General features: G+C 70.1%; 8 protein-coding genes. 6 read left to right on the top strand and 2 right to left on the bottom strand.

The genetic code is table 11. The features are described 5' to 3' along the window. Nucleotides 1-108: 108 nt before the first annotated feature. The 6 genes from P3T41_RS20685 to P3T41_RS20660 all read left to right on the top strand — a co-directional run bounded on the left by P3T41_RS20685 (nucleotide 109) and on the right by P3T41_RS20660 (nucleotide 10,351). A complete protein-coding gene (locus tag P3T41_RS20685; RefSeq protein ID WP_280691449.1) occupies nucleotides 109-819 on the top strand; it encodes a formyltransferase family protein in 711 nt (236 codons plus the stop codon). 244 nt (nucleotides 820-1,063) lie between these two features. Beyond that, nucleotides 1,064-4,264 (top strand): non-ribosomal peptide synthetase, encoded by a 3,201-nt coding sequence (locus tag P3T41_RS20680; RefSeq protein ID WP_280691448.1) that lies wholly within the window; start codon nucleotides 1,064-1,066, stop codon nucleotides 4,262-4,264. 195 nt (nucleotides 4,265-4,459) lie between these two features. Continuing rightward, nucleotides 4,460-5,617, top strand: coding sequence for a GNAT family N-acetyltransferase (locus P3T41_RS20675; protein WP_280691447.1), 1,158 nt, complete (start codon nucleotides 4,460-4,462; stop codon nucleotides 5,615-5,617). After that, nucleotides 5,614-6,798 (top strand): acyl-protein synthase, encoded by a 1,185-nt coding sequence (locus P3T41_RS20670; protein WP_280691446.1) that lies wholly within the window; start codon nucleotides 5,614-5,616, stop codon nucleotides 6,796-6,798. The genes P3T41_RS20675 and P3T41_RS20670 overlap by 4 nt, the downstream gene beginning before the upstream one ends. Beyond that, complete coding sequence (locus P3T41_RS20665; protein WP_280691445.1) at nucleotides 6,795-9,386, top strand: acyl-CoA reductase; 2,592 nt, start codon at nucleotides 6,795-6,797, stop codon at nucleotides 9,384-9,386. Before P3T41_RS20670 ends, P3T41_RS20665 begins: the two co-directional genes overlap by 4 nt. A 434-nt stretch (nucleotides 9,387-9,820) precedes the next feature. Continuing rightward, nucleotides 9,821-10,351 (top strand): hypothetical protein, encoded by a 531-nt coding sequence (locus tag P3T41_RS20660; protein ID WP_280691444.1) that lies wholly within the window; start codon nucleotides 9,821-9,823, stop codon nucleotides 10,349-10,351. Between the two features lie 122 nt (nucleotides 10,352-10,473). Here P3T41_RS20660 and P3T41_RS20655 read toward each other — a convergent pair whose 3' ends face one another. Beyond that, the gene (locus P3T41_RS20655) at nucleotides 10,474-11,745 is read right to left on the bottom strand and encodes a phenylacetate--CoA ligase family protein (RefSeq protein ID WP_280691443.1); all 1,272 of its coding nucleotides are present in this window, start codon (nucleotides 11,743-11,745) and stop codon (nucleotides 10,474-10,476) included. A gap of 860 nt (nucleotides 11,746-12,605) precedes the next feature. Beyond that, entirely contained in the window at nucleotides 12,606-13,163 is a 558-nt protein-coding gene (locus P3T41_RS20650; protein WP_280691442.1) for a hypothetical protein, read from the bottom strand. Nucleotides 13,164-13,344 lie beyond the last annotated feature (181 nt).

Raw genomic sequence — 13,344 nt, 5'->3', positions numbered from 1 at the left:
CCGAAGCTTCGCGGCTCCGAGCCAAAGACCCATTCTGGGCAGGCCGCGAGGACGGGCACCGGCGACTGACACCTCGGTCCGCGCACACAGCAACGCCGCCGTCCGCCCGTGGCCCGCAGGTCCGGCATGATCTTCGTGGGAAGAGGTGCCCTGCTGCGTCGGGCCGTGGAGTTCGCCCTCACCAACGGTCACTGTATCGACATGGTCTGCTCGGACGACCCCAAGGACGCGGGCCGCGAAGCCGCTGCTGGTGCTTGCCAGCACGTCCCCGACATCAATGCCCAGGCCCACTGGATCGTTGAGCGGTGCACGGACGGCATCGTGTGGTCCATCAACAACCGGACGATCTTTGGGCCGGCGCTCGTGGACTCGGGCCTGCGGATCTACAACATCCACAACGGTCTGCTCCCGCAGCACCGGGGACTGCCCTCGGTGGCCGTCATCTTCGCGCTGCTCCACGGCCACCCCGAGTACGGAGCCACCCTCCACGAGGTCGACCGTGGGATCGACACCGGCCGGGTACTGGCCGAGGAGCGTTTCCCCCTGCCCCCCGACGCCCGTTACCACGACGTCGTGCTGCGGGGGGTGCAGCAGTGCCACCACCTGTTCGAGGCGAGCCTGTCGGCGATCGTGGCCGGGCGGGACATAGCTGATGCCCCCGACACGTCGGCCGGCCGCCAACCGGGCTACTACGGCCTGCACGCCTTGCGCGAACTTGACCGCTACCGCGGCCATCCGGCCTTCGCCCGAGCCACCGACCTGGGTCCGCTGGCGCCGTACCTCCCAGAGGTGCTGGCGGCCCTGGCCCGGATCCCGTAGGCGTCCGTGCGCTGAACACCCCGGACGCCGAAGCGATCCTCGACGACGATTGCGTGCCTGCGGGTGGCGCGCCGGCCACCCGTAGAGGCTGGCCTGCCTGCTCACGCCGATCCGTCCCTCGGCTCGAAGAGCCCCCAGGTCCGGCCCGCGGGCCGTGGCACCGGGCGAAGACACTGACCGGCCCGTCCAGCAGCGCGGCACGAAGCCGGGCCCCTGCCACCCCACTCGTTAAGGAAGGATCCAGGTGACCGAACGTCAAAACGACGACAGTCAGGTAGGCGAGGGACCCGCCGGCCCCCATCGAGGCGCCCAGGCCCACGGGCCGCGCAGCGTCTACTTCCAGCGCCCGGTCGCGCCCACCGAACGGCTCTATCTGGCCGCAGGCCGGCTCGGCCCCCCGCTCGTGCTGCAGCTGCTGGTCGAAGGCGAGGGCATCCCCGACCCCCGCCTTCTGTGCGAGGCGGTGGCCGCTGCGGCCGACGCCTGCCCCGGCACGCGCCTGGTGACCGACGGCCGCACCTGGTACGACAGCGGGCGCCCCCCGCGGGTGCGGATCATGCCGACGGCCTCGAGCACCGACATCCTGCACGCACACGCAGCGGTACTGCAGGACGGCCTCGACCCCCGCACGGGCCCCAGCTGCGAAGTCGTCCTGCTGCCGGGCCCGGGAGAGCGCTGCACGCTCGCCTTCAGGGCACTGCACGCGGTGATGGACGGACACGGCGCCCTGACCTGGACGGGGGCGGTTTTCCAGGCCCTGCGTGGGCAGCCGCCGAGCCCGGCCCACGGCACGCACACCGACCACACCCTGCTCGCCGAACTCGGACGGACCGGCCAGCGCCCCACCCTGCTGCTCGACCAGCCCTCCCCGCTGGCCGCGGGCCCGGACACCGCCCGCCGGGGCGCACCACGCGCCGCCCTGTGGCGCCGACACACCCTGACGGGCCATCACCTCGCCTGCACCGCCCGCCTGGCCAGGGCCGTCGCCGACGCCACAGGGGCCCCTTCGGCCAGGGTGATGGTCCCGGTCGACCTCAGGCGCCACCGCCGCGAGCTGTCCTCCACCGCCAACCTCAGCCTGCCGGTCTTCCTGGATCTGGCCCGCGGAGCGCACTGGCAGGACACACAAGGGCAGTTGCTGCGCGCCTTGGCCGGGAAGCAGGAGCTGGCCGAGGGCTTCGAAACCCCCCTCGCCAAGCTCCCGCTGCCGGCATCTGCCCTGCTGCTGGCGGGGGCCCGGGCCGCAGCCGAGCGCCGCGAGCGCCACTTGGCGTCAGCCGTTGTCTCCCACCTGGGCCGCATCGACCCCGCTCGCTACACCGGCGCCGGCTTCCGAGCCACCTCGGTCTACGCCCTGCCCGTCCACGCACCTCTGGTCCCGGTGTCCTGCGTGATCGTGGAGACCCCCACCGGCACCGAGCTGACGGTCGGGATCCAAGGAAGGGCCCCGCTGGCCGGCAGAGCCGAGCGCCTGCTCGACGCACTCCTCGCCGCCTTCCCAGCAGCGAGCGCCTGCTCCCGCCCACCGGCCCCCGACATGGCCCCGCCGGCCACCGCCGCGACCCTCTGCCAGCCACCGGTCCCGATCACCGCGAAAGGCCCACCCCCCCGGCACACCACCGTGGTCCGCCTGCTGCGCGAGCAGGCGGCCCGCACCCCCCACGCGTCAGCCCTCGATGGGCCAGAGGGCGTCGTCACCTACACCGAATTGAACCGCCGATCGGACGCCGTCGCCCGTAAGCTGCTACGCACCGGCGTCCAGCCCCAGGACCTCGTAGGCCTGGTCGTCGAGCGCACCCCCGACGGGATCGCGGCGCTGTGGGGCATCCTGAAAGCCGGAGCCGCCTACGTCCCGCTGGACCCGCGCCACCCCACCGCCCGGATCCACCAAATCCTGCACGACAGCGGCGCACGCCTGTGCCTGACCCAGCGCCAGCTGATCGCACCGCTCACCCCCGGCACCCCGTGCCCGCTGCTGGCGGTGGAGGACACCCCGCACGCCCAGACCGAACTCGAACTGCCCGACCCCGACCCGGCGCACCTGGCCTACGTCATCCACACCTCCGGCTCAACAGGCACCCCCAAGGGCGTCCAGATCGAGCACCACTCGCTGGCCTCCTTCCTCAGCTGGGCCGCCGAGCTGTGCCGGGTCACGAAGGACACCCGCTTCGCGTCCCTGTCCTCCCTCTCCTTCGACATCTCCTGCATCGCACTGTTCGTCCCGATGCTCGCCGGCGCCACAAGCCTGCTCATGCCCGGCGAACCCACCCGCGCCGCCCTGCACGACCTGCTGCACCGCCACCGGGCCGACACCCTCGCCATCACCCCCACCCACCTGGAGCTCATCGAGCGCCTCGACCTGGAACCGAGGCACCTGCGCGCCCTCCTGGTCGGCGGCGAACAGTTCACCCGCACCGCCGCCCAGCGGGCCCGCCATCGCTTCGGCCCCCACTGCCGGATCATCAACGGTTACGGCCCCACCGAGGCCACCGTCGGGTGCATGGCCCACGTCGTGGACGGCAGCGAGCGCGGCGCCGCCATCCCGATCGGACGCCCCAGTCCCCACGTCCGGATCGAGCTGATGGACCGCCAGGGCCGACCGGTCGCCGAACGCCCGGGAGCGATGGGAGAACTCTGGATATCCGGGCCGCAACTGGCCCGCGGCTACCTCCACCGCCCCGACCTCGACACCGAGCACTTCCCCCAGGACGCCGCCGGCCGACGCAGCTACCGCACCGGCGACCTCGCCCGCCGACTGCCCAGCGGCGAACTGGAATTCGTCGGACGCATCGACGATCAGGTCAAGATAGCGGGCCACCGGATCGAACCGGCCGAAGTCGTCACCGCCCTCGAACGTCACCCCGGCGTGCTGCGCGCGGCCGTGACCGTACGCTCCCATCCGCGCACCGGCGCTCCCGCCCTGTGCGCCTACGTCGTGCCCACCGCCGGCAACCCGAGCGGCGACCTGGGTGCCACCCTACGCGCCCACCTCGCACGGCACCTGCCGCCCTACCTGGTACCCACGGCTGTCCTACCCGTCGACGACCTGCCGAACACCATCGCAGGCAAGACCGACCTGCACGCTCTGCCCGACCCCTTCGTGCTTCCCGCACCGTCGCACCCGCTTGAGGACGAGCCGAGCCCTCAGAACCCGAACGGCCCGGCGCCACAAAGCCCGCCGGTCATCGACGAGGTGGCACGGATCTGGGCCCAGATCCTGGACATCGATCACCGCACGCTGTACCCGCACAGCCACTTCCAGGAGCTGGGAGGCGACTCCCTCGCGGTGCTCGAGATGCTCTCCGCTATCGGCACACGCCTTCTGCAGCCCCGCCAGGAGCAGCACTTCACCTCCCGACTCCCGGAGATTCTCCCCGATCTGACCCTCAAAAAGGTCAGCGCCGAAGTGCAGCTCGCCCGCCAGGAGGGCGAGCTACACGAATGACCCTCGGCAGAGCCCACCTGGCGAGACCACCCGAACAACCCCGGACCGTCACTGACCGCCAGGAGCTTTCCCCGCCGGCAGGGTCCGCTTCCCGTCCAGCCGCACCACCGCCCCACCCACGGCAGCGCCCCCTGCGCCGAGGACGGCACACGCTCACCTGCGCCTTGGACACAATCCCAGCACCGTGGAGACACCTTGACCCCACACTTCACCTCGGCCCGACCCGAAGACATCAACGAGCTGCTGACGCTCTACCGCCAGGTCTACGGAGGCAGCTACGCCCTGCCGCTCGGCACAGATCCCGCAGTGATGGCCCGGGAGATCTCCTGCGCCGAGACGACCTGGCTGACCGCACGCGAGCCGGGCAGCGCGCGGATCGTGGGATCCATCATCGGAACTGTCGACCGCCACCAGCGACTGGGCAAACTCCAAGGACTGGCCATCCACCCCGACGCCCGTGGCACCGGCCTGGCCCGCCAAGCGGTGCACCAGCTCAGCGAGTTACTACTCGGCAAGGAAGGCGCCGCGGACTCCATCTACGGCACCGCGCGCACCACCTCCACCGCACCCCAGCGGATCTGCCTGAGCGCCGGGTTCCGCGCCCTTGGCATCTTCCCCAACCTGCACAAGGCCGAGCGGCACGAGACCATGGTGCTACTCGCCAAGCACCGCCCCGGCGTACTGGAGCGCCGCCTGCCCGTTCCCGCCATACCCGCCGAACTGGAACCACTGGTCAACGCGCTGCACAACTCGGTAGGCCTGCCAGAGCAGAAGCTTCCCCCGGTCACAGAGCCCCCGCCGCCGTCGCCCACCGACCGCACACACCGACGGCCACGCGACATGGAACTCGTGGATGCCCCCCACTTCGCCCTGCGCCGCTTCACCGAGACCATCCCCGACCCCTGCCAGCGCTTCTACCCGTTCCACACCCCAAATGTCCTGCTCAGCGCTGTCGACGGCACCCTCGAGGTCTACGCCCAGCTCAACCGCTCGGACGGCTACTGCGCACTGATCGCCGCAACCGAGCCACAACTGACCGATCTGGCAGAGGACTTCGAGTCAGTCATCACCACGCTGGCGGCACACGGCGCCTCACACCTGGAAGCGCTGTTGCCGCTGGACCGCTACCAGGACCTGCGGCTGCTGCTGGCCCGCGGCTTCCTGCCTGCCGCCGCCTACCCCGCGATGCGGCGCCAGGGCGAGGGATGGCGCGACTACGTGGTGATGGCCCGCAGCCTGCAGCCCCTGGACTTCCGCGGCCTGTCCATTGACGCGGCCTTCCAGCCCTTCACCGAGCAGTACATCGAGCTGTGGAAGCAGCACTACCTCAACACACAGGAGGTGTTCCATTGAACCTGTACAGCCGATACCTCGACCCGGTGCAGGTGCCGGACCCCGAGGCACTGCCGAACGTTCAGCGGCTCTGCGATCTGGCCGAGCCCTACGCCGTCTGTGCCGAGCACGACCGGCTCTTCGCCCTGGCGATGAACGAGTCCAACGCCTGGCACGCGGCCCGTTCGCCGTTCTTCGCCAAGCTGTGGGCCGCGAGCCAGGCGGCCAAGGAGCCGCTCGAAGGCGTCGAGGACCTGGCCCGACTGCCCTTCGTGCACGCCAACTTCTTCAAAGCGCACGAGGTGGTCTCGATCGCCGAGCAGGACGTCAAGCTGCACGTGACCTCCTCTGGCACCACCGGCCAGAAGTCGCAGATGTTCTTCGACGAGTGGACGCTGCGTAGCGGTCAGCGGATGGTCGCCCGGGTCTTCGACTCCTACGGCTGGCTGGACGACCAGGAGCCGGTCAACTACCTGCTCTCCAATTACCAACCCCGCCCCGGCCTCAACCTCGGCACCTCGTTCACCGACGAGTACCTGTGCCACTTCGCGCCGGTCCGCTCGGTGGAGTACGCGCTCAAGCACACCGGCGGCGGACACGAGTTCGACCCGTTCGGCTGCGTGCGCGCCTTGCTGCGCTACGCCGAAGAGGGAGCCCCGGTACGGATCCTCGGGTTCCCCGCCTTCCTCTCCTTCACCCTGGACCGGATGCGCGAACTGGGCCTGCCGCCGATCGAGTTGAACCCCAGGTCACTGGTGGTCTTCGGCGGAGGCTGGAAGGGCCACGCCGACAGGCAAGTTGCCAAGCCCGAGCTGTACCGGCGGATCCACGAGCAGCTGGGCATCCCGGACGAGCGGATCCGGGACGGCTACGGCGCCGTCGAGCACTCGGTGCTCTACATGGAGTGCGCCAACCACCGCCTGCACGTGCCGACCTGGTCGCGGCTGCTGGTGCGCGACGTGCGCACGCTCCAGCCGCTGGGCCTCGGCGAGCGCGGCTACGCCCAGTTCGTCTCGCCCTACATCACCTCCGTGCCCGCCCAGTCCGTGCTGATGGGCGACCTGGTCTCGCAGCACGCACCCGAGGAGTGCGGCTGTGGCCTGCCCACGCCCTGGTTCGCCGTGCACGGGCGGGCCGGACTCAGCCGTAACCGCAGCTGCGCCATCGCCGCAGCCGAACTGCTCAAGGGGACCCCGTCATGACCTCCGCGACGACTGCGGCACCGACCTCTATGAGGAGCGCCGCACCAGCCTCGCTGCCCACCGAAGCGCCCATCCACTACTGGCAGGGCGAGTTCGTCGACGACGCCGAGGCCGGGCGCCGGCTGGACGTGATCGAGGAGCGGGTCCGCGCCGTCCTCGCCGAGCCCCGGCTCAGCCCACTCACCGTGCTGGCCGCCTGCGACCTGCTGGCCGCCGCGCTGCGTGACCCGAACAGCCGGCAGTCCGAGGCGCTCAAGCAGGAGCTGGCGGACAGTCAGATATCCGCCGACGAGATCGAGCGGACCCTGCGCGACCTCGCCCAGGCGCTGGAGCGCGAGGCCCTGGAGGCCAAGCTGCTGCGCGAGCTCGGTGGGATCGACCCGGGCCGCCTGGCCCGCTTCGACTTCCGCCGGGAGATCTTCGAGGGCTGGTTGCCCATCGGCCTGCTGGTGCACGTCGCGCCGGGCAACGCGCCCGCCGCCGGTGCGCTCAGCGTGATCGAGGGCCTGCTCGCGGGCAACATCAACGCGGCCAAGACCAGCGGCGGCTCGCGCTTCACCCAGCTGCTGCTGGCCGAGCTGGCCGACCTCGATCCGAGCGGGGCGATCGCCGCCCGGACGATCGTGCTGGCCTTCTCATCCGCGCGCACCCAGTGGCTGGCCAAGCTGCTGGCCCCCGCCGACGCGGTCGCCGCCTGGGGCGGCGAGGAGGCGCTGGCCGGGGTGGCCGCGCTGGTGCCGGCCGGCTGCCGGCTGGTCGACTGGGGCCCCAAGCTCTCCTTCGCCTACCTGACCGCGGACGCCTGGGCCGAGCCGACCGCGCTGCGCGGCATCGCCGCCGACATCTGCCGCCTAGACCAGCAGGCCTGCTCCAGCCCGCAGCTGGTCTACCTGGACACCGAGGACCCCGAGCAGGTCGTCGCCTTCGCCGAGCGGTTCGCCGCCGTGCTGGCCGAGGCGGTCACCGAATTCGCTCCGCGCGCGCCCGAGTTGCTTCAGAGCGCGGAGATCAGCAACACCGTGCTGGTGGCCGGCCTGGAGGAGCACCTCGGCCTGACCCGGGTGCACGCCGCCCCCGACGGCAGCTGGCACGTGCTGGCCGACCTGCGCAGCGCCATGCGGGCCTCCCCACTGCACCGCACGGTCTGGGTCAAGCCGCTGCCCCGCACCCGGATCCTTCAGGTGCTGCGCCCGATGCGCCGCTACCTGCAGACCGTGGGCATCGGCGCCGAACGGGCCGACACCGCCGTGCTGGCCGGCCAGGTGCTTGCGGCCGGCGCCCAGCGGGTCACCGTCCCCGGCCAGATGCTGAGCTCCTACAACGGCGAGCCGCACGACGGCGTCTACGCGCTGCAGCGCTACAGCCGCCGGGTGGACGTCCAGTTGGACGAGCGGTTCACCACCGACGCCTGCCTGGACGACCTGGTCGGCGCCCGCGAGCTGACCCCGCCGCAGGTCGCAGTGACCGCCAAGACCGAGTTCGAGCAGCTGCAGGGTGACCTGAGCCGGGCCGAGGTGTTCTTCCGCAGCGGCGGCAGCTCCGGCGCGCCCAAGCTCTCCGCCTTCGCCTGGGACGACTACCACGAGCACATGCGCTCGGGCGCCGAGGGCCTGCTGGCGGCGGGCTTCGAGCCGCGCACCGACCGGGCGATGAACCTGTTCTTCGGCGGGTTGCTCTACGGCGGGTTCCTCAGCTTCTACTCGGTCCTGGAGACCCTGCAGGCCGTGCAGTTCCCGATGGCGGCCCAGGACGACCACGCGTTGGTCGCCCGCTCGATCGTCGAGCACCGGGTAGACACCCTCTTCGGCATGCCGAACTATCTGCTGCGGGTCTTCACCGAGGGCGCGGTGGAGCTTCGCGCCTACCGGGGCGTGCGCAAGGTCTTCTTCGGCGGCGAGCACTTCCCCAAGGCTCAACAGGACTGGCTGCGCGCGGAGTTCGGGGTCGAACTGATCCGCTCGGCGGCCTACGGCAGCGTGGACGCGGGGCCGCTCGGCTACCAGTGCGCACACACCCCGGCCCGGGCGCACCACCTGTTCAGCGGGCTGCAGACGCTGGAGATCCTCGACCTGGACGAGGACCGCCCGGCCGCGGCCGGCGAGGCGGGCCGGCTGGTCTTCACCGCACACACCCGACGCGGCCAGCGGCTGGACCGCTACGAGATCGGCGACCTGGGCCGCTGGTTGCCAGGAGACTGCGCGTGCGGGCGCCGCACCCCGCGCTTCGAGCTGCTGGGACGGTTCGGCGACATCTTCCGCAGCGGCAGCCACTTCCTCAACTACCGCCGCTTCACGACGGTGGCCGAGGAGGCACTGGGCCACCGGGGGGCGTTGCAGCTCGTGCTGGAAGAGGACGGGGCCGCCAACGAGTCACTGATGGTACGTCTGGAGGTCGTGGACGGTTCGGAGTTCACCGCCGACGCGGCAGCCCGCGCGTTCCTGGACGGCTACGCCGAGCTCGCGGCGGCAGTCGAGCGGGACCAGCTGGTGGAGCTGCGCGTCGAGCTAGTGCCGGCCGCGGCCTTCGAGCGCACGGCGGGCAGCGGCAAGCTGCGCGAGGTCCTGGACCGGCGCGAACGCAACCGCTGAGCGTTCACTGGCCAGCCCCCGACGCTCGGTCGTCGAACGCACCCCGCTGGCTCATGACTCGCCGCCGCCTGACCCGCGGCTACGAGGCGTTCGCCGTGATCCGCAGGCCCCTGCGTGTTCTCCCCGACGCCTCGCACGCTCCTCCTATGGTCTCATGGCCGGGCTCTGACGTGGAAGGAGCTTCTCAGTCGAGTCCAGGGCACAGCGGCCAGAGCCCAGATCCGAGGGGCTGCCCGGAGCACGAGGCCACAGCGGACCGGCCACAGGACAGCAAACCTGCTCGGGTCGCGGATGTGATGCGCAACAGCAGTGGGCAGGACGGGCGACGCGAACTCTGCGGCGACCGTAGGACAAGGCCCAACCGGGCCGAGGCGGCTGGTAGGTAACCGATGACTGCTTCGCGAGACCAACTGGTTCAGTATGAAGTGGAAATTGTGGACATATTCGAGCTGGTCCGTCGATGGCGGCTGGCGGCAGAGAAGCACTTGTCGCCCACCAAGCAGTCGCTACTGGTGACCTGGAGCGCTTTCGGCACGACGTTCGCCATCACGCGGGTGATCACGCACGGCATTCGCGGGGGGTGGCTGCCCTGGGGCAACGTCTCGGTCGGGACCAAGCATCTGCACCACTACAACTTCGGTATCGGCGTCCTGTCCGGGGTCGGGCTGGTGGCGGTGCGCGGCGACGAACGAGCGATTCGTCATCCACTGGTGGCCGGGGCCTACGGAGCCGGTGCGGCGCTGATCGTGGACGAGTTCGCTCTGCTGCTCGACCTCGAAGACGTCTATTGGGCCAAGGAGGGGCGCAAGAGCGTGGATGCGGCCTTCGGCGTTCTGGCGGCGCTGGGTACCTATCTGACCGCGGTCCCGTTCTGGCATGAGGTGGTCAAGGTCGCCCACCAGCATGTCAAGCACTACCGGCGCGCATGGGTGGGCGGTCGGAGCGAGAATCGTGTAGCGGAATGAGGCCTGCAGTGTCCTGAAGCTGGCCGACGCCCGGGCCGTGGGCGTCGGCCAGCTGCTATGGCCTACGGGTCCGTATGCTGTGTCACTCACCGCGCACGCGGCCATCGTTGCGTGACGCGGCGTCAGTGCCCGCGCTCGTCTACGAGCCGGACGAGTTTGCCGGTGCGTGCATTGACCGCCAACTCCTCGAGGCTCACCCACTCCACCGCCAACGGGTGGATGACGCCGCGCTCCACGTGATCGGTGAACATCGGCCTCTCCACGGCGAGACGCCTGGCGAGGGCGTTCTCGATAGCGCGGCGCGCCTGCTGCGCTGCCACGGCCAGCTCTACCATTTTGGCCGTGTGGGCCAGGCGCAGCACGAGTTCGTCGCGGGCCTCGCGGTGGCGCAGGACCACCTGCACCTCGCTGACGCGCCCTTGCACGTCGCTCTCTTTCACCAGGGTGCGCAAGTCATCCAGGTACAGCGTGACCGGGCCCACCCGTGCTCCCTCTTCAGCGCGTCCCAGCAGTCGCAGTCGGCGCCGGGGGTAGTCCACCCACTGGGCCAGGTCGCCGACGGGGTAGCGGATGATCGGCATCAGGCGCCGCACCAGGTCGGTGGCCACCACCCGCCCGCTCCGGCCCGGCTCCTCGATCGGCTCGCCGGTCTCGGTGTCCAGCAGCTCCACTACCTTGTCAGGGCCGAAGACCTGGTGGACTCGGGTGTCGTTCTCCCGGGCCACAGGGCCGGCCAAGATGCCGGCGTCCACGCTCGCGTACCCGATCGAGCGGACAACGGCTCCGGGAAAGGCCTGGGCCAGCAGGGTGAGCTGGTCGTCGTAGAAGGCCTCGCCACTGAAGAGCAGCAGACGGATCCTCGGCAGTGTGCCGACGGTCTGTGTGACATGCCGGGCCAGGCGGTGCAGGGAGGTGGGGGGCGCGGCGAGCACGGTGGCATCGAAGTCCCGCAGGGCGGCAACCGTGGCCTGCACAGGGGCGGCACCGCCGATCGGCAACTGGACGGTGGGCAGTGACGCCTCCTGGAGGAGGTTCAGAGTGAATACGAAGCTGGAGTAGAGCTCTCCCGCGTAGAAGAGGTTTGCCACGCGGTCGCCGGCGCGCAGTCCGGTGGCGGGTAGCCCTTTGGCGAACCGGCGGCTCATCTGGCGCCACTCCGTTCGGGTGTAGAGCGACACTCGTGGTGCCCCGGTGGTCCCGCCGGTCTTGAACACGATCCCGTCGGTATGCGGTGCCGTCAGGACCTGGCTGTGCTGCGGCCCGTGGGCGGCCCAGAACGTCGCGTGGTCGATCAGGGGCAGGGCAGCGAGGTCGTCGATGCCCACTGGAATGTCGGCATACAGTGCTTGGTAGAACGGTGAGTGATCGCGGGCGAACTGGACTAAGTCAGCCACCTGAGGCTTATTCACATGCTTCAACTTCCTTGTCGGATATGGGCAGCCATCAATATCTGTAATCTGCTGCGGTGGTGTCTACTCGCTTACGGTCCGCTGTGGCGTAGGCTTTGGTGGGTGCATGCCCACAGTCTTTCGTCGTAAGAGCTGGTGGCGCATGGCTCCCAGGGCTCGGCAAGTTGCGGGATGTCCGGTCTGCGAGCACCTGAGCCCGCGTATGGCGAGTGGTCGCTGCGGGTCTCTGGTGTCGTGTCGCAGGGCGGGAGCGATGCCGTGGGCGCCTGCGAGGCGGAGTGCGCCGATGCTGAGGTTGCTCCACGGCCAGCCCCGGTCCGCCAGGCGCTTGACTTGTCGCACACCGCCTCGACCCGCCTGGGTGCCCTGCCGGGCCCGACACTGACATGCTTGGCTGGCACGGGTCCGGACGCGCCCGCCTGGGAGATGCGATCCGTCCGCGCCTGATCGCGTCGCATCCCGTGTATCCGTGTGACGAGCGCGTGTGTATTGTGCGCGTTTACCACGCACGCTGAGACGGCGTGGCGCACCACACCGCCATCCCGTCAACGCACTCACAGAGGTGCTCGGGGCCGGGTAGAGGGGCTGTTCAGAGCGTCGGCCCGGGCAAAACGGACCCGGCGTCAGGGTGACACGGCCGAGCCGGGTCGTGGAGGAAGTGCACCGGACCAGAGGGTCCGCCCGATCCCGGGCCGTGGGTGCCTCACGCTCGCCCGGTTTCGTTCAAGCAGCATGGGCGGGCCGCTGCCGAGGGCGACCGGATCGAAGGCGGGCTGGGTGTCCCACGCTCGGACCTGCGTCCCTGCCTTGTGCCCACGGACGTCTCCCCGCACGCCCCGTCGCCGCTACGGTGCCTTCTGGAGGCCCGTCAAGACGGCCCGAATGGTCTCCGCGTACCGGCGGAGACGGTCGGGCAGCTGCCATGCCAGCTCCTGTGCCGCGTCCTGGCTGTCGGATGATGAGGGGCAGGCAGGTGATGAAGCAGCGGGGGCCTGCGCTGCTTGGAGCGCCTCGAGCACGCGCTGTCGGGCCGCCTCGATGCGCACTTCGTCCTCGCGGAGCCCGGTGCCAAGTGACGGCGGCTGAAACCAGAAGCCCATCGGGCCGCCTCCTCGTACGGCCGACGCGTGCGGCCCTTGGCCTGCATCCAGGCAGCTCACCAGCGCTTCGTACGCCTGTTTGGCGTAGGTATTGGACAGGCGTCGGCGTAGGATGTGCCATTCGTTAAGGTCGTTGAGGCGCTGCAGGGCTGTGGGGGCGGCTGCGGTTTGAGGCGAGGGCTGCCTGAGTTCGGCCTCAGCGCGGTGGATCTGTTCGTCGAGGGTGTCAAGCAGAGCTGCTGTGGCGTCCAGGCGCTCCAGGGCGAACGCCAGCCGGGTTGCGGGCGAATGACCTCGTTCCATGCTCAGCTCCACAAGGGTCCGGATCAGGAGTGCTTATCACGCCCCCAATCCGGCGTGCCCATCAGGCATTCCTGGCCCTCTCGATAGGTGCAATCACGCGGCATTGCTGACTTGGTGCGTAAAAATTCATAACGGAGGTGACGTATGATGAGTAGTTACCAAATTGTTTTTATGCGCTTCA

This window comes from Kitasatospora sp. GAS204B (assembly GCF_029892155.1).
Taxonomy (GTDB): domain Bacteria; phylum Actinomycetota; class Actinomycetes; order Streptomycetales; family Streptomycetaceae; genus Kitasatospora.
Note: the sequence above shows the minus strand (reverse complement) of the source record. Positions and strands in the feature narration are given on the sequence as shown.